The sequence below is a fragment of the Asanoa sp. NPDC050611 genome (genome assembly GCF_040654855.1).
Taxonomy (GTDB): Bacteria; Actinomycetota; Actinomycetes; order Mycobacteriales; family Micromonosporaceae; genus Asanoa.
In genome coordinates, this window is sequence record NZ_JBFAIU010000109.1 from 1 (window position 1) to 21,745 (window position 21,745).

General features: G+C 73.9%; 15 protein-coding genes and 1 pseudogene. 11 read left to right on the forward strand and 5 right to left on the reverse strand.

The window, feature by feature from the left end:
* Positions 1 to 189: 189 nt before the first annotated feature.
* The gene (locus AB0H87_RS18590; RefSeq protein WP_360146567.1) at positions 190 to 1,506 is read right to left on the reverse strand and encodes an MFS transporter; all 1,317 of its coding nucleotides are present in this window, start codon (positions 1,504 to 1,506) and stop codon (positions 190 to 192) included.
* A 261-nt stretch (positions 1,507 to 1,767) separates the two neighbouring features.
* Between AB0H87_RS18590 and AB0H87_RS18595 the strand changes: the two genes are divergently transcribed.
* From AB0H87_RS18595 to AB0H87_RS18620, 6 genes are all read left to right on the forward strand, one after another.
* The gene (locus AB0H87_RS18595) at positions 1,768 to 4,326 is read left to right on the forward strand and encodes a DUF4062 domain-containing protein (RefSeq protein ID WP_360146570.1); all 2,559 of its coding nucleotides are present in this window, start codon (positions 1,768 to 1,770) and stop codon (positions 4,324 to 4,326) included.
* A gap of 81 nt (positions 4,327 to 4,407) precedes the next feature.
* Positions 4,408 to 4,680 carry a hypothetical protein gene (locus AB0H87_RS18600; protein WP_360146573.1) on the forward strand — a complete coding sequence of 91 codons (273 nt, stop codon included), beginning with the start codon at positions 4,408 to 4,410 and terminating at the stop codon, positions 4,678 to 4,680.
* Positions 4,680 to 6,848, forward strand: a complete 2,169-nt coding sequence (locus tag AB0H87_RS18605; protein ID WP_360146576.1) for a bifunctional polysaccharide deacetylase/glycosyltransferase family 2 protein — start codon at positions 4,680 to 4,682, stop codon at positions 6,846 to 6,848. Before AB0H87_RS18600 ends, AB0H87_RS18605 begins: the two co-directional genes overlap by 1 nt.
* Positions 6,849 to 6,885: 37 nt before the next feature.
* Positions 6,886 to 7,206, forward strand: coding sequence for a hypothetical protein (locus AB0H87_RS18610; RefSeq protein WP_360146579.1), 321 nt, complete (start codon positions 6,886 to 6,888; stop codon positions 7,204 to 7,206).
* A 15-nt stretch (positions 7,207 to 7,221) separates the two neighbouring features.
* On the forward strand, positions 7,222 to 8,022 hold the full coding sequence (locus AB0H87_RS18615) for an alpha/beta hydrolase (protein ID WP_360146582.1): 801 nt from the start codon (positions 7,222 to 7,224) through the stop codon (positions 8,020 to 8,022).
* Entirely contained in the window at positions 8,019 to 8,705 is a 687-nt protein-coding gene (locus AB0H87_RS18620) for an HAD-IB family phosphatase (protein ID WP_360146584.1), read from the forward strand. The genes AB0H87_RS18615 and AB0H87_RS18620 overlap by 4 nt, the downstream gene beginning before the upstream one ends.
* On the opposite strand, the gene AB0H87_RS18625 is transcribed toward AB0H87_RS18620, so the two are convergent.
* Together AB0H87_RS18625 and AB0H87_RS18630 are read right to left on the reverse strand one after the other, a co-directional pair.
* Complete coding sequence (locus AB0H87_RS18625; protein WP_360146587.1) at positions 8,650 to 9,345, reverse strand: UdgX family uracil-DNA binding protein; 696 nt, start codon at positions 9,343 to 9,345, stop codon at positions 8,650 to 8,652. The two genes, AB0H87_RS18620 and AB0H87_RS18625, sit on opposite strands and share 56 nt — an antisense overlap.
* A 55-nt stretch (positions 9,346 to 9,400) precedes the next feature.
* On the reverse strand, positions 9,401 to 10,735 hold the full coding sequence (locus tag AB0H87_RS18630; RefSeq protein WP_360146590.1) for an aminotransferase class I/II-fold pyridoxal phosphate-dependent enzyme: 1,335 nt from the start codon (positions 10,733 to 10,735) through the stop codon (positions 9,401 to 9,403).
* A 40-nt stretch (positions 10,736 to 10,775) separates the two neighbouring features.
* Here AB0H87_RS18630 and AB0H87_RS18635 point away from each other — a divergent pair, with 40 nt between their 5' ends.
* The 4 genes and pseudogenes from AB0H87_RS18635 (at position 10,776) to AB0H87_RS18650 (ending at position 18,436) form a co-directional block, all read left to right on the forward strand.
* Positions 10,776 to 12,005, forward strand: a complete 1,230-nt coding sequence (locus AB0H87_RS18635; protein ID WP_360146593.1) for a bifunctional pyridoxamine 5'-phosphate oxidase family protein/GNAT family N-acetyltransferase — start codon at positions 10,776 to 10,778, stop codon at positions 12,003 to 12,005.
* Between the two features lie 295 nt (positions 12,006 to 12,300).
* Positions 12,301 to 16,862 (forward strand): annotated as a pseudogene (locus AB0H87_RS18640) (ATP-dependent helicase).
* Between the two features lie 211 nt (positions 16,863 to 17,073).
* Positions 17,074 to 17,580 (forward strand): SigE family RNA polymerase sigma factor, encoded by a 507-nt coding sequence (locus tag AB0H87_RS18645; protein ID WP_360146596.1) that lies wholly within the window; start codon positions 17,074 to 17,076, stop codon positions 17,578 to 17,580.
* Positions 17,573 to 18,436 (forward strand): hypothetical protein, encoded by an 864-nt coding sequence (locus tag AB0H87_RS18650; RefSeq protein WP_360146599.1) that lies wholly within the window; start codon positions 17,573 to 17,575, stop codon positions 18,434 to 18,436. Before AB0H87_RS18645 ends, AB0H87_RS18650 begins: the two co-directional genes overlap by 8 nt.
* Here AB0H87_RS18650 and AB0H87_RS18655 read toward each other — a convergent pair.
* Positions 18,383 to 18,982: a phosphoribosyltransferase family protein gene (locus AB0H87_RS18655; RefSeq protein WP_360146602.1), complete on the reverse strand. Its 600-nt coding sequence runs from the start codon at positions 18,980 to 18,982 to the stop codon at positions 18,383 to 18,385. The genes AB0H87_RS18650 and AB0H87_RS18655 overlap by 54 nt on opposite strands.
* Before the next feature lie 91 nt (positions 18,983 to 19,073).
* Here AB0H87_RS18655 and AB0H87_RS18660 point away from each other — a divergent pair, with 91 nt between their 5' ends.
* Positions 19,074 to 20,594: a hypothetical protein gene (locus AB0H87_RS18660; protein ID WP_360146605.1), complete on the forward strand. Its 1,521-nt coding sequence runs from the start codon at positions 19,074 to 19,076 to the stop codon at positions 20,592 to 20,594.
* 52 nt (positions 20,595 to 20,646) lie between these two features.
* On the opposite strand, the gene AB0H87_RS18665 is transcribed toward AB0H87_RS18660, so the two are convergent.
* Positions 20,647 to 21,573 carry an LLM class F420-dependent oxidoreductase gene (locus tag AB0H87_RS18665; RefSeq protein WP_360146608.1) on the reverse strand — a complete coding sequence of 309 codons (927 nt, stop codon included), beginning with the start codon at positions 21,571 to 21,573 and terminating at the stop codon, positions 20,647 to 20,649.
* Between the last annotated feature and the right edge of the window lie 172 nt (positions 21,574 to 21,745).

Genomic DNA, 21,745 nt, shown 5'->3' on the forward strand with positions numbered 1-21,745 from the left:
GCGGCGCCGCGCGGGCGCGGCCGAGGCGGTTTCGGCGAGCAGCAACGGCAGTCGGCGATCCGCCGATGCAAGCAGAGCAACGGCAGTCGGCGATCCGCCGATGCAAGCAGAGCAACGGCAGTCGGCCAGGGCGAGGGCCCGCGCGGGCTCGGCTCAAGGCCTGTAGGGCCGGTCCAGGGTTCGCGGCAGTCAGCGTTTCGAGATCGAGCCCAGGTCCGGGACCGGGCCGGAGGGGTCGCCCGAGGATTGCCCGACCGGGCCGGAGGAAGAAGGTGCCGGCCCGGTGGGCAACGGGCGTAACGCTAGCGCGACGAGCGGGACCACGGCAGTAGCCGCCAGCAGCGTGAGGACTGGATAGCCGGCCAGTTCCACCACGACGCCGCTCAAGGCGCCCGCGGCCGCGCCCGCCGCGCCCATCAGCGTGTCCGACAAGCCCTGGGCCGCGGCCCGGACGTCGACGCCCACCGACTCGGACAGCAGGGTCGAGCCCGCCACCATCGTCGCGGACCAGCCCAGGCCCAGCAGGAACAGGCCCACGGTCAGCCACGCCGTGGAATGGCCCGAGAAGCCCGCCACCGCGCACGCCGCGACCAGGACCCCGGCGCCCACCAGGATCAGGGCCTGGCGGCCCAGGCGGTCGGCGAGCCAGCCGACCACCGGTGAGAAGGCGTACATCCCGACGATGTGCACACTGAGCACGACGCCCACGATGCGCAGGACGTCGGCGTCGCCGTGGCCCGACTCCAGGTCGATGTGCACCGGTGTCATCGACATCACGCCGACCATCACCAGGTGGCCGACCGCGACCGAGGACACGCCGAGGCGGGCCGTCGCGTTGCCGAAGACCGCGCGGAAGCCGTCGCGGGCCGTCGCCGCCCGCGGGTCGCCCGGCAGCGGCGCCAGGGCCCGGGCGGTGAGCAGCGGGTCCGGCCGCAGGAACACGTAGAGCAGCACCGCCGCGATCGTGAACGCCACCGCGCTGGCCGCGAACGGCCCGCCCAGGGCCGGCAGTCCGAGGTTGATCCCGGCGGTGTCGGCCAGCGAGGTCAGGTTCGGCGCCGCGACCGCGCCGAGGGTGGTCGCCCAGACGATCACCGCGAGCTGGCGGGCCCGGCGCTCGGGCGTGGCCAGGTCGATCGCGGCGTAGCGGGCCTGCAGGTTGGCCGCCGAGCCGCCGCCGAAGCCGGCGAAGCCGACCAGCAGCAGCGGCAGGCTCTCGACGACCGTGGCCAGCACGACCAGGAGCGAACCCACGAGACCGACGGCGTACGCGGCGACGAGGCCGCTGCGTCGCCCGTACCCCGTCATGATCTTGCTGATCGGCAGGGCCAACGCCGCCGCGCCCACGACCACCATGCTGGACGCCAGGCCGGAGACGGCGGTGCCGCCGATCCGGGCGGCCAGCAGCGCGCCCACCGCGATGCCGATCGTGGTGCCGACGCCGGCCAGGACCTGCGTGCCGAACAGCAGTCGCAGAGTGCGCCGCTGAACGGCCGTTACGTCCATGACCGGCAGGCTAACGGCCCGCGCGCCGGCACCGTAAGGGACTGAGTGGACAGTGTCCGCTTACGCCTCCCCTGTCACGTTCGTCTCTCCGGCCACCCGGCGACCGGACCGGCCCGCCGTAGCGTCCGCCAGGGACCCACCCTGGCCCGGCCGGGCGCCAGGGAGCCGAGGCGGCGAAACCAGGGAGCGCGGGTCTCCGCATCCGGCCATCTCGGGGCTAGGCTGTTTCACGTTAAATGCCCCAATAGGGAGTGATACCCCTTGTCGATCCACACCCCGGATCAGCGACTTCGGGTCTTCGTCAGCTCCACGCTCGACGAGCTCGCGACCGAGCGGGAGGCCGTCAGCGAGGCCGTGCTCCGGCTCCACCTCGCACCGGTGATGTTCGAGCAAGGGGCCCGGCCGCACGCGCCGCGCGACGTCTACCGCGCCTACATCGCCCAGAGCCACGTCTTCGTCGGCGTGTACGGCGAGGACTACGGCTGGATCGAGCCGGGCGCCTCGGTTTCCGGCATCGAGGACGAGTACCGCCTGGCCGCCGACATGCCGCGGCTGATCTACGTGAAGACGCCGGCGCCCCGGCGGGACCCCCGGCTGGCCGCCCTGATCGAGGACATCGAGTCCAGCGCCGACGTCTCGTTCCGCCGCTTCAGCGACGCGCGTGAGCTGCGCCGCCTCGTCGAGCACGACATCGCGGTGCTGCTCACCGAGCGGTTCCAGGAAAGCGGCGTCGGGCCGGAGACGGCGCCGCCCGCGGCGATTCCGGTCGCGCGGACCCAGATGTTCGACCGCGACCTGGAGATCGCCGCCCTCACCGAGCTGCTCACCGACGAGGACGTGCGCCTTGTCACACTGACCGGGCCGGGCGGGGTCGGCAAGACCCGGCTCGCCACCGATCTCGCCGAGCGGCTCCGCCCGGTCTTCCCCGACGGGGTCGGCTACGTCGAGCTGTCCACGGTCAACTCGCCCGACCTCGTCGTCGACGCGATCGCCCGCGCGCTCGGGCTGCGCACCTCGAGCACCTGGCGCCCGCTGGCCGACATCGTGGCGTTCCTGCGTACACGGCAGATGTTGCTCGTGGTCGACAACTTCGAGCACGTGATCGAGGCCGCACCCGTGCTCGCCGACGTCCTCGCCGGCGCTGCGGGCGTGACCGCCCTGGTGACCAGCCGGTCCCCGGTCCGGATCAGCGGCGAGCACGCGTTCGCCCTGGAGCCGCTCGCGATCCCCGACCGGGACATCACGCTCGACGCGGTCGGCCACTACGGCTCGGTGCGGCTGTTCGTCGACCGGGCCCGCGCGGCGTCCGGCGCGTTCACCCTCAACGAGGACAACCTGCCCGCGGTCGTGGAGATCTGCCGCCGGCTGGAGGGACTGCCGCTGGCGATCGAGCTCGCGGCCGCGAAGATCCGCGTGCTGCCGCCGGCGGCGATCCTGCAGCGGATCGGCCGGCCGCTCGAGCTGCTCACCGGCGGCGCGCGCGACCTGCCCGACCGGCAGCGCACGCTGCGCGACACCGTCGGCTGGAGCTACGACCTGCTCAGCTTCAGCGAGCGCCGGCTCTTCCGCCGCCTCGCCGTGTTCACCGGTGGGTTCACGCTCGACGCCGCGGAAGCGGTCGGCGACGGCGGCACGGACGACGTCGACGAGGTGGTCGACTCCCTGGACGGGCTCGTGCAGAGCAGCCTGGTCCGGCAGGTGAGCAAGCCGGCGGCCGAGCCGCGGTTCCGGATGCTCGACAGCATCCGCGAGTTCGCCCTCGACCAGCTCCGCGACGGTCCCGACTGGGACTCCGCGCACCAGGCGCACGCCGCGCACTACCTCAACCTCGCCGTGTCCGTGGAGCGTGGCCTCAACCGGCTCGCCGAAGCCGGGCTGCTCGACCGGCTGGAGACCGAGCACGACAACCTGACCGCGGCGATGGGCTGGTTCCTCGACCACCACGACCCGGAGTCCGCGCTGCGCCTGGCCGAGGCGATCTGGGTGTTCTGGTGGCTGCACGGCCACATCGACGAGGCGCTGCGCTATCTGACCCGGATCTTCGAGATGAGCGAGTACCTCTCCCGCCGCGGCTACGGGCGCGCGCTGCTGTCGGCCGGGACGATGTCGCTGGCCAGCGGCGACCTGGCCCGCGGCGGCCCCCGGCTGGAGCGGGCGCTGCTGATCCTGCGCGAGGTCGGCGACATGGAGGGCATCGCGCGCGCCGCCGGACCGCTGGGCCATCTCGCGGTCGTCCAGCACGACTTCGAGCGCGCCCGGCCGCTGATCGAGGAGGCGAGCCGGCTCTCCGCGCAGATCGGTGACGACTGGCAGGCCAGCATCTACCACAGCCGACTGGGCACGATCGCGCTGCTCGAGGACGACCACGACGCCGCGGCCGACGAGTTCCACACGGCGCTGGTCGCGGCGCAGCAGGTCGACGACTCGCTGGGCACCTCGGTCGCGCTCTACAGCCTGGCGCTGAACTCGATGGCCCGGGGCGACTTCGCCGAGGCGCACGACTACCTGGCCGACGGGCTGTCGGCGGCCTACGGCAAGGGCGACACCAACAGCGCGCCGCTGTTCATCGCCGGGCTCGGCGATCTGGACGCGCGACAGGGCGAGCCGGAGCGGGCGGTGCGGCTGACCGCGGCGGCCGCGGCCCTGCAGACCCCGTCGGGCGCCACCTGGCTCGGCGCATACGTGCTGCCCTGGCCGGACGACGGTCCCGACGCGGATTCGCTGCGCCGCAAGCTGGGTAACGTCACCTACGACCGGGCCCGCCGGCAAGGTGCGGCACTGGGCCTTGACCGGGCGGTCGCGGAGGCACTCGCGACCTGATTTCTGGGGGTACGCGTCGGGTTGCGGACATACGAGTTGTTGATCATGCAAAGTCCCGGCGAGAAACCTACGCTTTTTCCCATGGCCCGTCGATTCGTGGGTCGGGCGAGAAGCACCGACCAGATCCGTCTGGACGCTCCGCGACCGACCACGCGGGCAGCCGCGCGGGGCCGGGCCGACAAGCCCGACGTCGCCACGCAGCGGATCCACCTGCCCGAGGCCACCCAGGCCATCTTCGTCGACCGCAGCGGCCGCCGGGGCCGCCGGCTGCGGCGGACCGTCTACGCCCTCCTCCTGCTCGTGCTGGTGCTGCTCGCCCTGCTCTGGCTGAGCCAGGCGGTCGGGGTGGGCTGATGGGCACCTGGCGCGGGGGCCAGCGGATCGGCGACACCCAGCACATCGTGGTGCCCGAGCCCGGGCGGTCGCGGTTCTCGGGGCGCCGCTGGATCCTGGCCGGGATCGGCACGCTGGTGCTGGCCAACCTGCTGGCCATCGGGGCGTACGCGAACTCGCGGTTCGCGCCCGACAACGAGGGCGCGATCGGCCCGCAGGGCTCGGTGCCGGCGGCGGTCCGCGACGGCGGTCCCGTGGTCGACACCCGCGACGGCCGGGCCACCAGCCACAAGGTGCCCGACCGCACGATCGTGCTCACCTTCGACGACGGCCCTGATCCACTGTGGACGCCGCAGGTGCTCGACGTGCTGCACAAGCACGGCGTGCGCGCCACGTTCTTCGTCATCGGCTCGCAGACCAGCCGGCATCCCGAGTTCGTCGACCGGATGGTCCGCGAAGGGCACGAGGTCGGCGCGCACACGTTCACCCACCCCGACCTCGCCGGCCTCTCCGGCTGGCGGCAACGGCTGGAGCTGAGCCAGACCCGGTCGGCCATCGCGTACGCCGCCGGCGTGACGACGCCGCTCGTGCGGCTGCCGTACTCCAGCGGGGTCGACTCGCTCGACGACAAGCACTGGTCGGTGGTCCGCGCGGCCGGCAACCAGGACATGGTCTCGGTCTTCGACGACACCGACAGCCGCGACTGGGCCCGGCCGGGTGTCGACGCGATCGTGCGCAGCTCGACGCCGGAGGACGGCCGGGGCGCGGTGGTGCTCCTGCACGACGCGGGCGGCGACCGGTCGCAGACCGTGGCGGCGCTCGACAAGTTCATCCCGATGATGCGCCAGCGGGGCTACCGGTTCGCCACGGTCGAGGGCGCGTTCGGCGCCAGCACGCCCGACCTCGCGGCCGGGCAGGCCAGCCGCGGCGACCAGATCCGCGGCGGGCTGCTGGTCTGGGCGGTCAAGGTGGCCGACGGGACCGGCCGGCTGCTCTGGGTGCTCCTGCTGCTGGTCGGCATCCTGACGCTGGGCCGTACCCTCGTGCTCTTCGGTTTCGCCGTCCGGCACGCCAGACGGCGCCGGGCCCGCACCTGGTCGTGGGGGCCCGAGGTCAACGAGCCGGTCACCGTGATCGTGCCCGCCTACAACGAGCGGAAGACCATCGCCGCAGCCGTGCGCAGCCTGGCCACGGGCACGCATCCCGGCATCGAGGTGCTGGTCATCGACGACGAGTCCGACGACGGCACCGCCGAAGAGGTCGAGGAGCTCGGGCTGCCCAACGTCCGGGTGGTGCGGGTGCCCGGCGGCGGGAAGGCGTCCGCGCTCAACGCCGGCGTCGCGCTGGCCCGGCACAACCTGCTCGTGATGGTCGACGCCGACACCGTGGTCACGCCGGACGCGATCCACCGGCTCGTCCAGCCGTTCGCCGACCCCAAGGTGGGCGCGGTCGCGGGCAACGTCAAGGTCGGCAACAAGCGGCGGATCATCGGGACCTGGCAGCACATCGAGTACGTGATCGGGTTCAACCTGGACCGCCGGCTCTACGACACCCTGCACTGCATGCCGACGATCCCCGGCGCGCTCGGCGGCTTCCGCCGCCAGGCCGTCCAGGACGCGGGCGGGCTCAGCCGGGCCACCCTCGCCGAGGACACCGACCTGACGATGGCGATCCACCGGGCGGGCTGGCGCGTGGTCTACGAGGAGTCGGCGGTGGCCCGCACGGAGGCGCCCAACACCCTGCGCCAGCTCTGGCGGCAGCGCTACCGGTGGAGCTACGGCACGATGCAGGCGATGTGGCGGCACCGTCGCGCGCTCGTCGAGAAGGGCCCCTCGGGCCGGTTCGGCCGGCGCGGCCTGCCGTTCATCGCGCTGTTCTCGGTCGTCCTGCCGCTGCTCGCCCCGGTGCTCGACATCCTCGCCGTGTACGGCCTGTTCTTCCTGGACCGGGTCGAGGCGCTGGTCGCCTGGCTCGCGGTGCTGGTGATCCAGGTGGTGACCGCGATCCTCGCGTTCCGCCTCGACAAGGAACCCCTGCGGCCGCTATGGGCGCTGCCGTTGCAACAGCTCGTCTACCGGCAGGTGATGTACCTGGTGCTGGTGCACGCCGCCGCGACCGCGCTGACCGGGGGTTTGCTCAAGTGGCAGCACCTGCGGCGCAGCGGCGAGGTGGCGGCGGAGGCGACCTGACCGTTTGCGCGCCGGCCCGGCGGGTACGGTGCGGGTCGTGGGAGTCCGACGGGAGCGTGGCATGTCGGCCGAGCCTGAGGTCGTCTACAACACCGCGACGGATCCGGCGCGGTCGGCCGGGTGGCTGCCCGAGCCGTTGCACCGCGTGCGCGCGGTGACGGCACCGGGGCTCGCCGCGAACTGGCGGGACGACGTCTGGCAGGCCGCGTTGGTGGTCGAGGACGAGCCGACGGGCGGTGCGGTCGCCGTGCTGGAGATCTCCGCTGACGGCGTCGGCGACGGGCCGCTCGGCGAGGTCGCGGAGCGTGCGCTGTTCGAGCTGGATCGTGAGGTGGCGGACAACTTCACCGCCGGCTGACCTATCGTGGACCTGATGGAGGACGAGGTCGCCGCGCTGCGGGCCGGTGCGCGTGAGCGCGCCGCCGCGCGTACGCCCGGTCCGCCGATGCCCACCGAGGACAGCCGGATCGCGGGCGTCCCGGTCCGGGTCTACCAGCCGGACGCGACCCCCGTGATCGTGTTCTTCCACGGCGGTGGCTTCGTGGTCGGCGATCTCGACACCCATGACGCACAGGTGCGCCGGCTCGCCCACGCGACCGGTGCGAGCGTGGTGGCGGTCGACTACCGGCGGGCACCGGAGCACCCGTGGCCGGCCGCGATCGACGACGCGGAGGCGGTGCTGACGTCGCTGGCCGGCTCGGGCGCGCCGCTCGCCGTGGCCGGGGACTCGTCCGGCGGGATGGTCGCGGCGCTGGTCGCCCTGCGCGTGCCGGGCCTCGTGGCGCAGCTGCTGATCTGCCCGAACGCCGACCCGACGCTGAGCTCCGCGAGCGTGCGGTCCGAGGCCGACAACCCGTTCCTCGACCCGGCCGTGCTGCGCCGGTGGATCGGCTGGTGGCTGCCCGACGCCGCCACGCGCTCGTCGGCCGCGGTCAACCTGCTGGTCGCCGACGTGCACGGGCAGCCGCCGGCGCTGATCGTCACCGCGGAGCACGACCCGCTGCGCGACGAGGGCGAGGCGTACGCGGCCCGGCTCGCCGACGCGGGCGTACCCGTGCGGCACTGGCGGGAGCCCGGCCTCCTGCACGACTTCCCGACGATGCGCGACGCGGACCCCGCCGCGGCGGCGGCCGAGGACCGCTTCCTGGCCGCGGCCCGCGAACTGCTGTCGTGACCGTCCTCCACGTGTTCGACATGGACGGCACGCTGCTGCGCGGCTCGTCCGCGAGCCTCCAGATCGGCGTGGCGACCGGCACCGTCACCCAGGTGGCGGCGCTCGAGGCCGCGTTCGTGGCCGGTCAGATCGACACGGTCGGGTTCGCGCGCGGCGTGCGCGAGCTGTGGCGGTCGCTGACGCTCGACATCGTCGCCACCATCTACGCGGGCAGCCCGTGGCTGTCCGGGATCCGCGAGGTGTGCGCCGACATCCGCTCCCGCGGCGAGCGGTCGGCCGTGATCACCATGTCGCCGGACTTCTTCGCGCGGCTGCTGCTCGACGAGGGCGTCGACGAGGTGGTCGCGTCCCGGTTCCCGGCGCCGCCGTTCTCGGCGCCGGTCGACCCGGCTGGCATCCTCGCGCCGGCCGACAAGGTCCGGATCGTCGACTCCCTGCTGGTGCGGCACGGGGTGCCGCGGTCGCGGTGCGTCGCCTACGGAGACTCCCTTTCGGACGCTCCGCTGTTCACGTACCTGGGCACCGCGAACACGGTCGCCGTCAACGCCGACGCGCACCTGGCGCACCTGGCCGGCGTGGCCTATGCGGGTGACGACCTGCTCGGGGCGTACGCGATGGGTCGGGCCCTCATCGACCGGACACCACTGACGCCACCACCTTCAGGTCGTCCACCAGTCCGTTGAACGCGCCGTCCTGGTCGTCGGCGCGCAGCACGGCGGACGGGTGGATGGTGGCGACGAGCTTGCCCGGCGGCACCTCGACGCCGCCCTCGATCGGGGCGACCCGGAAGTCGTCGGGGTGCTGGGCCGCGTCCGGCCAGGGCAGCACCTCGCCGCGCTGGCGGGTCACCCGGAAGGACGGGCCGAGCAGGGCCTTGGCGGCCGTCGCGCCGAGCACGACGACGACCTCGGGACGCAGCAACGCGAACTCCGACACGAGCCAGGGGCGGCAGGCCGTGATGTGCTGCTGCTCGGGGGTCTGGTGGATCCGTCGCTTTCCTCTTTGGACGAAGCGGAAGTGCTTGACGGCGTTGGTGATGTAGAGGGTCCCGGGGTCGATGCCGGCCGCGTCGACCGCGCGCCGCAGCAGGTGGCCGGCCGGGCCGACGAACGGCAGGCCCTTCTGGTCCTCGATGTCGCCCGGCTGCTCACCGACCATCACGATCTTCGCGTGCGCCGCGCCACGGCCGAAGACCACCTGGGTCGCGTCCGCGTAGAGCTCGCAGCCGCGGCAGCCCGGCGCGGCCTCCTTGAGGTCGTCGAGGCTGTGTGCCTCGCCCGGAATGAACCGTTCCGCCCCGGGTGCGGATTCCGTCGGCGCCATTGGGACTTTCTACCCGTTCTTCTGCGGGCTACGCCGGGCGGGGCCGCCGGCTGGGCTACGCGCTGAACGCCCGTGGCGGTGCGCCGCGCACGGCCCGGGCCACCGCGGCGGCCAGCGGCTCGATGCCGTCCTCGGCCAGGCGGCTGATCGTGATCCGGATGCCGGCCGGCGCGCCGATCCGGTAGAGAGAGCCGGGCGCGACCGCGTAGCCCTCGTCGCGCAGCGTCGTGACCACCGAGGTCTCGTCACCGACCGGCACCCAGACGTTGATCCCGGTGCGGCCCTGGCTGGCGACGCCGTGGGCGTCGAGCGCGGCCCGCAGCGCGGTGCGCCGCCGCTCGTAGCTCTCCCGCGCGGTCGCCACCGTCTCCGCCACCGCCGGGTCCGCCCAGAGACCGACGACCACCCGCTGCAGCAGCGTCGAGACCCAGCCGGAGCCGACCCGCATCCGGCCGGCGACCCGGGCGATCGTGGCCGCGTCGCCGGCCAGCACGGCCAGCCGCAGGTCCGGGCCGTAGGGCTTGCTCACCGACCGCAGGAACGCCCAGCTCCGGGTCGACCTGGCCAGCGTGTGCAGGGGCACGGTGGACAGCTCGGCCGAGTGGTCGTCCTCGATCAGCAGCACCTCCGGATGGTCGGCGAGGACACGGCGGAGGTCGGCGGCGCGGCGCCGGCCGATCGCGGCGCCGGTCGGGTTGTGCGCGCGGCTGGTCACGATGAACGCGCGGGCGCCGGCCGCGAGCGCAAGCTCCGTGCCGGCCGGGGTGGGGCCGTCGTCGTCGACCGGGACGCCGACGATCTCCAGGCCGAGCGCGGCGACCAGGTCGATCACGGCGGCCCACCCCGGGTCCTCGACCGCCACCTTGTCGCCGGGGCGCAGGTGCGCGGCCAGCAGCCGGTCGATGCCGCCGAGGGCGCCGCTGGTCAGGGTCAGGTGGGTCGCGTCGACGCCGTCCTCGGCGAAGCGGGCGGCGGCGGCCTCGGCGAGCTCCGGCAGCACGCCGGCGTGGCTGTAGCCGACGGGGTCGGTGCCGGCCAGCCGGGCGATCTGGGTGCCGAGGTGGGGCAGCAGGCGCAGGTCGGGCTCGCCGGTGAGCAGGTCAAGCGTGCCGGTCGGGGGTGGCACGACGAGCGCGGCGCGGCCGCCGGTGACCGGTGGGCGGGGGCGGATCCGCGTGCCGTTGCGGCCGGCGGTCTCGATCACCCCGCGGGTGCGCAGCAGCTGGTAGGCCTTGGCGACGGTGCCGGCGCTGACACCGAGGCCGTCGGCCAGGCCGCGGACCGGTGGGAGCGGGGTGCCGGGTGCGAGCGCGCCCGTGCGTACGCCGGTCTCGATGCTCGCCGAAATCTCCGCCGCCGTGGCTCCGACGATCTGATAATGTGCTGTCACAGTTCTAGGAATGTACTAGAACAAAAGCCGGGGAGGCAACATGTACGCGCCGACGGATCGGACCATCGCCACGCGGACCCGCGACCGGATGGCGTACGACGCGGAGATCGTGCATTCCGTCCTCGACGAGGCATACCACTGCGCGCTGGCGTTCGTGGTCGACGGCGAGCCGCGGGTGCTGCCGACGCTGCACGTGCGGGTGGGCGACACGCTGTTCCTGCACGGCTCGACCGGCAGCCGTCCCCTGCTCGCGGCGCGTGGCGACGGGCTGCGGGTGTGCGTCACGGTCACGCTGCTCGACGGGCTGGTGCTGGCGCGCTCGCAGTTCCACCACAGCGCCAACTACCGGTCCGTGGTCGCGCACGGGGTGGCGACGCTGGTCACCGACGAGGCCACGAAGCGGGCGGCGCTGACCGCGCTGGTGGAGAAGGTCGGCGCCGGGCGCGCCGCCGAGACCCGGCCGCCGTCGAGGAAGGAACTGGCCGAGACCTCGGTGCTGGCGTTGCCGCTGCGCGAGGTCTCCGCCCGGGCGCGCACCGGCGGGGTCTCCGAGGAGGAGTACGACCTGGGCCTGCCCGCCTGGGCCGGGGTCCTGCCGATGCGGCTGACGCCCGGCGTTCCGGAGCCGGACGCGGGCGTCGCGGTGGCCCTGCCGTCCTACCTGCGTCCGGCGGTCTCACCCTGGTTCGACCCGGCGGCGATGGCCGGGTCGCACGTGGTGCTCGAACCGCTGGACCTGTCGCATGTGGACGAGCTGCTGAAGGCGACCGCCGACACGGAGGTGTGGCGGCACCTGTCGACGGCGCAGCCGCGGGACCGCGACGAGATGGCGATGATCGTGTCGGACGCACTGGCCGCGTGGCACCGCGGTGAGCGGGTGCCGTGGGTGCAGCGCTCGGCGACGACGGGCGAGATCGTCGGCACGACGTCGTACTACGAGGTGGAGCCGGCGCGGCGGTCGCTGGCGATCGGGCACACGTTCCTGGGCCGCGCCTCGTGGCGGACGGGCATCAACACGGAGGCCAAGCTGATGCTGCTGACGCGGGCGTTCGAGACGCTGGGTGCCGAGCGGGTGGTCTGGCACACGGACATCCGCAACGACCGCTCGCAGGCGGCGGTCGCCCGCCTCGGCGCCACCCGCGAGGCGCTGCTGCGGCACCACCGCATCCGCCCGGACGGGTCGTGGCGCGACACGGTCCAGTTCGCGATGCTCGCGGAAGACTGGCCGGCCGCCTCGGTCGCCCTCCGCGACCGCCTGAGCCGAGGCTGATCAACCGAACCCCGACCGACGGCGGACCTGGCACCCGGCCCGGCCGGGTCCGCCGGGGCCGCGGCTCGCTGCTCGCGTCGCCGCCGGTTGGCCTGCGGGACCGGTCGAGGTGGGCCTGATCAAGAGGAGCGCGACCCGCGGCGGACCTGGCAGTGACGCGGAGCGAGCGGTGTCCGGCGGGAGCGACGGTCGCGCCCACGGCGAACCCGGGACAAGAAACTGCCTGTATGTCCGGTTCGTCCTGGGGTTTTAGAAACTGTCACACCGAGCGTGCACGATTGTTGGCGTGGACGTGATGGAGCAGTTCTCGCCGGCGACCAAAGAGTGGTTCGCCGCCGCCTTCGCCGCGCCCACCGATGCCCAGGCTGGTGCCTGGAAGGCGGTGGGTGCCGGGCGCAACGCCCTGGTCGTGGCGCCCACCGGGTCCGGCAAGACCCTCGCCGCCTTCCTCTGGTCGCTCGACAAGCTGGCCCGCGAGCCGCTGCCCGCCGACCGCAAGCAGCGGTGCCGGGTCCTCTACGTCAGCCCCCTCAAGGCGCTGGCCGTCGACGTCGAGCGCAACCTGCGCGCGCCGCTGACCGGCATCCGGCACGCGGCCGGGCGGCTCGGCCTGCCGCCGCCCGACATCACCGTCGGCATGCGCACCGGCGACACGCCCGCCGACGAGCGGCGGACCTTCGCCCGCACGCCGCCCGACATCCTGATCACCACGCCCGAGTCGCTGTTCCTGCTGCTCACGTCGGCCGCGCGCGACTCGCTGCGGGGCATCGAGACCGTGATCATCGACGAGGTGCACGCGGTGGCCGCCACCAAGCGCGGCGCTCACCTGGCGCTTTCCCTGGAGCGGCTCGACGAGCTGCTGCCCAAGCCGGCGCAGCGGATCGGGCTGTCCGCGACCGTGCGGCCCGTGTCGGAGGTCGCGCAGTTCCTCGGCGGTGCGCAGCAGGTCGACGTCGTGCGGCCGGTGACGCCGAAGACGATCGAGGTCAGCGTCCAGGTCCCGGTCGAAGACATGACGCGGCTCGACGAGGTCGAGGAGCCCGGTGGTGGCGACGAGCTAGGCACGCCCCGGCGCGCGTCGATCTGGCCGGCGGTCGAGGAGCGGGTCTACGACCTGATCACCCGGCACCGGTCGACGATCGTCTTCACCAACTCCAGACGCAGCGCCGAGCGGCTCTGTGCCCGCCTCAACGAGCTGGCCGAGGAGGCGGTCGAGGAAATCGCCGCGGGCGGTTCGGCGCGGCTGCCCGCCGAGATCATGGCGCAGTCGGGCGCGGCGGCGGGGGCGGCGCCGGTGATCGCGCGCGCCCACCACGGCAGCGTGTCGCGCGAAGAGCGGAAGAACACCGAAGAGGCGTTGAAGTCGGGCATTCTGCCCGCTGTCGTGGCCACCTCCAGCCTCGAGCTGGGCATCGACATGGGCGCCGTCGACCTGGTGATCCAGATCGAGGCGCCGCCGTCGGTGGCCGCGGGCCTGCAGCGGGTCGGTCGGGCCGGCCACCAGGTCGGCGCCGTCTCCCGCGGGGTGGTCTTCCCCAAGCACCGCGGTGACCTGGTCTCCTGCGCGGTCGTCGCCGAGCGGATGGGCGAGGGCGCGATCGAGGAGCTGCGTTACCCGCGCAACCCGCTCGACGTGCTCGCGCAGCAGATCGTCGCGATGGTGGCGCTCGACCCGTGGTCGGTCGGCGACCTCGCGGTGCTGGTCCGCCGGGCGGCGCCGTTCGCCGAGCTGCCCGACTCCGCGCTGCACGCGGTGCTCGACATGCTGTCGGGCCGCTACCCGTCGACCGCGTTCGCCGAGCTGCGCCCGCGGCTCGTCTGGGACCGCGCGACCGACCAGCTCACGGGCCGCCCCGGCGCACAGCGGCTGGCGGTGACCAGTGGCGGCACGATCCCCGACCGTGGCCTGTTCGGCGTGTTCCTGGCCGGGGCCGAGCGCGCCGCCCGGGTCGGCGAGCTCGACGAGGAGATGGTCTACGAGTCCCGCGTGGGCGACGTCTTCCTGCTCGGCTCGACGTCGTGGCGCATCGAGGACATCACGCCCGACCGGGTGCTGGTCTCCCCCGCGCCCGGGCAGCCGGCCCGCATGCCGTTCTGGAAGGGCGACCAGCTCGGGCGGCCGGTCGAGCTGGGCCGCGCGATCGGCGCCCGGCTACGCACGCTGGTCAAGCAGGACGACGAGGCCGCGGCCGCGGTGCTGAAGGCGGGCGGGCTCGACGACTGGGCCGCCGGCAACCTCATGGCCTACCTGCGCGAGCAGCGCGAGGCGACCCGCTCGTTGCCCGACGACCACACGGTGGTGGTCGAGCGGTTCCGCGACGAGCTGGGCGACTGGCGGATGGCCGTCCACTGTGTCCTCGGCGCCCGGGTCAACGGCCCATGGGCGCTGGCGGTCGGGCAGCGGCTGGCCGAGCGCTACGGCGTCGACGCGCAGGTGATGCCGTCCGACGACGGCATCGTGGTGCGCCTGCCCGACACCGCTGACGAGCCGCCGGGCGCCGACATCGTGACGTTCGACCCCGACGAGATCACCCAGATCGTCGAGGAGGCGGTGGGCGGATCGGCGCTGTTCGCGGCCCGGTTCCGCGAGTGCGCGGCCCGCGCCCTGCTGCTGCCCCGCCGCGACCCGCGCCGCCGGCAGCCGCTGTGGCAGCAGCGGCAGCGCTCGGCGCAGCTGCTCGACGTGGCCCGCGAATACGGCGACTTCCCGATCACCCTGGAGGCCGCCCGCGAGTGCCTCCAGGACGTCTTCGACGTGCCCGGGCTGACCGGGCTCATGCGCGACCTCGGGGCCCGCAAGGTGCGCCTGGTCGAGGTCGAGACCCAGCGGCCGTCGCCGTTCGCCCGGTCGCTGCTGTTCGGCTACGTGGCGCGTTCCTCTACGAGGGCGACGCGCCGTTGGCCGAGCGCCGGGCGGCCGCGCTCGCCCTCGACTCGGCGCTGCTGGGCGAGTTGCTCGGCCGGGTCGACCTGCGCGAGCTGCTGGAGCCGGCGGTGGTCGCCGAGACCGAGCGCCAGCTGCAGTGGCTGACCCCGGAGCGGCAGCCGCGCGACGCGGAAGACGTGGCCGAGCTGCTCCGCCTGCTCGGCGACCTGTCACCGTCCGACCTGGCCCAGCGTGGCGCTTCGGTCGCCTGGGCCGAGGAGCTGGTCGCCGCCCGGCGCGCGGTGCTCGTGCGGATCGCCGGCGAGGAGCGGTTCATCGGCATCGACGACGCGGGCCGCATGCGCGACGCCCTGGGTGTCGCCCTGCCGGTCGGCATCGCGTCGGCGCACCTGGAGCCGGTCGCCGACCCGCTCGGCGACCTGGTGGCCCGCTACGCCCGCACGCACGGGCCGATCGCGGCGACCACCTGCGCGGCCCGCTTCGGCCTGGGCGTCTACGTGGTCGAGCAGTCGCTGCGCCGCCTGGCCGCGACCGGCCGGGTCGTCTCCGGCGAGTTTTCGCCGGGCGGTGCCGGCAACGAGTGGTGCGACGCCGAGGTCCTGCGGATGCTGCGCCGCCGGTCGCTGGCCGCGCTGCGCCGCGAGATCGAGCCGGTGCCGCCCCGGGTGCTGGCCACGTTCCTGCCGCGCTGGCAACAGGTCGGCTCCTCGGCCCGCGGCGTCGAGGCGGTCGAGGCCGCGATCGAGCAGCTGCAGGGCCTCCCGGTGCCGGCCTCGGCCCTGGAGCGCCTGGTGCTGCCGGCCCGGGCGGCCGACTACCAGCCGGGCTACCTCGACGAGCTGTGCGCGAGCGGCGAGGTGGTCTGGGCCGGCAACGGCGCCATCTCGGGCGGCGACGGCTGGGTCACGCTGGCCTACGCCGACTCCGCGCCGCTGCTGCTCCCGGTCCCCGACGAGGCGCTGACCCTGACCCCGGTGCACACGGCGGTCCTCGACGCCCTGTCCGACGGCCAGGCCCTGTTCTTCCGGACCCTGGCCGACCGGGTGGGCTCGACCGACGACGCCGAGCTCGTCGGGGCGGTGTGGGACCTGGTCTGGGCGGGCCACCTCACCAACGACACCCTGGCACCGCTGCGCGCGGTCCTCAGCGGCGGCGGCGCCCACCGGGCGCGCCCGGGCACGCCACGCACCCGCTACCGGCGTCCGGGCCGCCCGACGATGCCGAGCCGCACGGGGCCACCCACGGTGGCGGGCCGCTGGTCCCGCCTCCCGGCCCGCGACACCGACCCGACGAAGCGCGCCGCGGCGACGGCCGACGTGCTCCTGGAGCGCCACGGGGTGGTCACCCGCGGCGTGGCGGCGGCCGAAAACGTGACCGGCGGCTTCGCGGCGGTCTACCCGGTGCTGGCGGCGATGGAGGAACGCGGCGCGGCCCGCCGCGGCTACTTCGTCGAGGGCCTGGGCGCGGCCCAGTTCGCGGTGCCGGGCGCGGTGGAGCGGCTGCGCGCGATCGCGGACCGCGCCGACCGCGTGGAGGCGGTCGAGGAGCCACCGGGCCGCGGCCGCTCACGCGGTGGTTTCGCCCTGGTCCTGGCGGCCACGGACCCGGCCAACCCCTACGGCGCGGCACTACCGTGGCCGGACCGCGCGGTCGACACGGGCGAGGGCCAGCCAGGCCCGTCGACGGGCCACCGGGCGGGGCGCAAGGCAGGTGCGCTGGTGGTCGTGGTGGGCGGCGAACTGACCCTCTACGTCGAACGCGGCGGGCGCACGCTCCTGTCCTTCACGGACGACGGCGACGCGTTGGCCGCGGCGGCCAAGGCCTTGGCGGACGCGGTCCACACGGGAGCGTTGGGGGCGCTGTCGGTCGAACGCGCGGACGGCGAGGGGGTCTACGCGTCGCCGCTGCGGGACGCGCTGACCTCGGCCGGCTTCCGCGCGACACCACGAGGCCTACGACTACGCGGCTGATCGGCAGTAGGCCGCCAGCCTGCCGCCGCGGGCGCTGAACGGACTATCACCCTGCCGCCGCGGCGGCAACGACATCGGCGTCGCGGCCAGGACAGCCCTCTGGCGCCGCCGAGCGGCCGGCCGAACACGTCCGGGCGATCCACGCCGATTCACATGCAACCTTCCGTGCCCCGGGGGCGTATATCCCGCATCGGCTTGGGCGGAGGGGTGGATGGGCGACGGGCGCGAGGAGGGGTTCGACGCGTTCTACCGCGGTGGTCGGCGGCGGATGCTCGGTTACGTCTACGCGCTGACCGGCGATGTCGTCGAGGCGCAGGACGTCGTGCAGGAGGCGTTCGTGCGGGCCTGGCAGCGGTGGGCGACCGTCGGGCGCTACCCCGATCCCGAGGCCTGGGTGCGGGTCGTCGCCGGGCGGATCGCGATCAGTCGCTGGCGCGGGCGGCGCAGCCGGGCGCGGGCCTATGCCCGGCACGGTGCGCCGCCGCCGGTCGACGGGCCGACGCCCGACACCGTGGCGCTCGTCGACGCGTTGCGCCAGCTCCCGGCGAGCATGCGGACCACGCTCGCCTTGCACTACGTGCTCGGGCTGAGCGTCGCCGACATCGCGGTCGAGACCGATGTGGCCGTCGGGACCGTCAAGGCCCGGCTCTCGCGGGGGCGGGTCGCGCTGGCGCGGATTCTGGGCGACGACAACCTGACGGAGGTACGCCGTGGCTGACATCGACGAGCTTGCCGGGCGGCTCGACCACGAGTTGCCCGACGTCAGTTGGGACGAGCCCGATCGGATCCGGCGGCGCGGGCGCGAGCGGGTGCGGCGGCGGTCGGTGGTGATGGCCGCGGTCGCCGTGCTGGTGATCGCCGCCGGTGCCGGGTGGCTGGCCACTGGGCCGCGCTCCACCCCGGCCGGGCCGCCGGCGCCCGAGACGACGGCGTCGCCGAGCAGCCCGCCGGCCGGCGCGCTGGACGAGACCGGCGACGGGTCGCGGCTCTTTCCCGTCGCCGCCCTGCCGCAGCCCGCCGACGTCGGTTCCGGCTACCGGCTCACCAACCAGCACGGCTACTCCCCCGGCAGCTATCCGGCGTGGACGTTCGAGCGGCCCGACTGCCCCGCTTACGACAGCCTCCAGGTCAGCGCGTTTCGTTCCTATCTCTGGTTCCGGCACGCGAACCTCGAGAAGAGCGGGGCGCCGACGGTCTTCGTCGACGGTCGGCGGATGCCGCCCGGTGCCGCCGCCGCGGTGCTCGACGACGTCGACCGGGTCACCGCGGCCTGCGCGCGTTGGGACGTCGTCGGTGGCGACGCCACCTCCGCGGAGCGGCCTGGCACCACGACCACGTCGTACGCCGTGCTCGCCAAGGATTTCGCCGGTGACCAGGCCCGGCTCGTGCGCCAGCGGTACGAGACCCGCGACGACGACGGCGTCCGGCTCGCCGACGGCACGGTCGTGATCGCCGTGGTCCGGGTCGGCGACCGGATCACCACCGTCATGGTGGAGGAGGACGCGCCCGAACTGGTGCGGCTACTCGGCGAGCGGGCCGCCCAGCGCCTGTGCGCCGCTGGCGACGGCTGCTGACGGCTCGTAGACGTGCGGGGCCAGGCGGGCGCAGCAGCGCAGGTTGCGGTAGCGGCCCTGGTAGTCCAGGCCGTAGCCGACGACGACGCCGGCCGGGACGTCGAAACCGACATATCGGATATCGATGCTCTGGGCGCCGGGCTTGCGGAACAGGCCGCAGAACTCCAGTGACGCCGGGCCACGGGCGCGCAGGTTGGTCATCAGCCAGGCGGCGGTCAGGCCCGTGTCGATCACGCCGTCGACGATCAGGACCTCGCGGCCCGCCACGTCGACGTCGATGTCCTTGCGGAGCCGCACCGCGCCCGAGCCGCCCTGGCCGGCGCCGTACGACGTGATGCCCATCCAGGTGATCTCCACGTGCCGGTGCAGCGCCCGGGCCAGGTCGACCGTCACGGTGGCCGCCCCGTTGAGCACGCCCACCACGAGCAGGTCGCGGCCCGCGTAGTCCGCTTCGATCCTGGCCGCCAGCTCCGCAACCCGGGCGGCGATCTCGTCTTCGGTCGCGAGGACCTCGGCCACGTCGTCGATCACGTGCGCGTGCTCCACGCGGCTCAAGCTACTCCACCCCGCGGCCCGGCCTCCACCACACGAACGTGCGGTACGCGCGCGCGGGCCGCTCGACTGGCACCATCAGAGCGTGCCGCTCACCGCCTCCCGCGCCCTCGTCCGGCAGACCGAGCGCTGGTTCGTCCGGCGTGGCGTGCCACAGATGATCGCCGGATACGACTTCCGCCGGCACGTGCTCCCGCGCATGGTGCCCTACCTGGCCGTGGTGGCCGTCGTCGATCTCGCCTGGTTCGGCGCCCAGGCCGCGGGGGCCAGCGACCGCGCCCGCGACCTGACCGGGCTCGGCGCCGTCGTCCTCGGGCTCGCGGCCTGGCCCGTGCTGACCGCCTGGGGCCGCCGGATGCCGCGGTTCTCGCTGGTCACGGCCTGGATCCTGCTGGCGGGGTACGCCCTGCTGCTGGCCGCGGTGCCGCTGACCGCGCTCGGCAAGGGCTGGTCCGGCGACGGGGTCACCACCTACCTGCTGGCGGCGGTGGCCGCCACGGCCGCCGGGTACCTCGCGGTCACCTACGGCCTGCTGCCCCTGCTCCGCAGCGCCGTCCGGCACGTCATCGACGACATGCGCAACAGCCTGCGGCTGCAGGGGCGCGCGTTGCCGATGCTGCTGTTCGTCACGTTGTTCTTCTTCTTCACGGGTGAGCTGTGGCAGGCGATGCACCGGCTCGGCTGGGACCGGGTCGGCTGGGTGCTGGCATTGTTCGCGGCGGTGACGATCCTGGCCAGCGCCGGCCGGCTGCGCGACGAGATCGGCCGGGTCGAACGTGACCTGCGCCCGGATCGGCTGAGCGACGCCTGCAAGCGCACGCCGCTGTCCATGGTGGACATGGACCACGTGGCGCCGGAGGGGCCGCTCGCACCGGTCCGGCTGACCAGCGGCCAGATCACGAACCTGCTGGTCATCCTGGCCACCCGCCAACTCGTCCAGGCGGCCGTGGTGGGCCTCGGTCTGTTCGGCTTCTTCGTGCTGCTCGGCGTGATCGTGGTGACGCCCGAGACGGCGAAACAGTGGATCGGCGAGGATCCAGCGATGCTGGGCACGGTCCCCGTGGCGTTGCTGAAGAACGCGGCGGTGCTGGCGGGGTTCGGCAGCATGTACTTCGCCGTCAACTCGATGACCGACGCGGAACAGCGACACCAGTTCTTCGCCCCGATCCTCGACGAGGTGGAGCGGGTCCTGGCCGTGCACGCGGTCTACCTGACGGTCCGCGACATCGTCCTGCCCAACGCACCCGCCGCCGGCGCGCGGCAACCCGAGCCGGCCAACGAATCGGCGGGCGCGTCGTCGCTCGCTAGCGGATTCGGCGCGCCGGAGCCACCTGCGGCCGCGGACACTTCCCAGACCGAGCAACCAGCGATGACGCCCGCGGGGCACGAATCCGTGGACCTCTACGCATCCGGGAAGCCGCGCGCGGCAACGGCCTCGGACGCGCCGCGGACCACAGCCGAGACCGAGGACCCAACGACGACGCCCGCAGAGCACGACCCAGCGGACCCGGGCACATCCGAGACATCGCGCGAGGCCACGGTCCTGGACCCGCCGCGGACCCCTGTACCAGCGACCGATCCGGACCAGGCCGCGCCCAAGCCTTAGGCGACGCCGACGCCGCCCACCCCGAACCCCCAGGCGGCGCCGGCGGTACGGATCAGCCGAGCTGAGGTGCGATCTCCGCCGCGATCAGCTCGATCAGCTCGATGTCGCGCAGATCCCGCAACTGCAGGAAGAGCCGGGTCGCGCCGGCTTCCACGTACGCGCCGAGGTCGTTCACGATCTTGTTCGGCGTGCCGATCACCGCGCCCTCGCCCGAGTCCGTGTCCAGGACCTCGCCGCCCCAGCGGGTGCGTACCTCCGCGTCCGTCCGTCCACTCACGACGGTCACGGCCGCGGACTTCGTCGGCAGGTCGTTGCGGCCCGCCACGACGCAGGCGTCGTCGACCACCCGGTAGATCCGCGACACCTCGGCCGCCGACCGGAACGGCACGTTGAACTCGTCCGCGAAGCGCGCCGCCAGCGCCGGAGTCCGCTTCGGTCCCGCGCCGCCCATGATGATCGGCGGGCGCGGCGACTGCGCCGGCTTCGGCAGGCCGGGCGAGTCGACCACGCTGTAGTGCTTGCCCGTGTAGTTGAAGCGCTCCCCGAGCGGCACCTCCCACAGGCCCGTGATGATCTCGAGCTGCTCGGTGAGCCGGTCGAACCGCTCGCGCACCGGCGGGAACGGGATCGCGTAGGCCTGGTGCTCCTCGTCGTACCAGCCCGCGCCCAGGCCGAGCTCGATCCGGCCCCCGCTCATCTCGTCGACCTGCGCCACGCTGATCGCCAGCGGGCCCGGGTGGCGGAACGTGGCCGACGTGACCAGCGTTCCCAGCCGGACGGTCGAGGTTTCCAGGGCGAGACCGGCCAGCGTGACCCACGAGTCGGTCGGCCCGGGCAGGCCGTCGAAGCTGCCCATGGTCAGGTAGTGGTCCGAGCGGAAATACCCCTCGAAGCCCGCCGCCTCCGTGGTCCGGGCGGCCCTGACCTGGTCGGCGTAGCTGGCACCGTGTTGGGGTTCGGTGAAGATGCACAAGCGCATGTGTGCCAACCTAGCCGGATGAATCCCGCGACCAGCTGGCAGATCCGCCAGTCCTTCGGCGGTGACGACCGCGAGGCTTCCCGGGAGGCTGATCGCGTATCGACGAGTCGGATGGAGCTGTGGCAATGGAACGAACGGCGGTCAACCCGTGGGCGTGGTCGGTGGAGCTGGG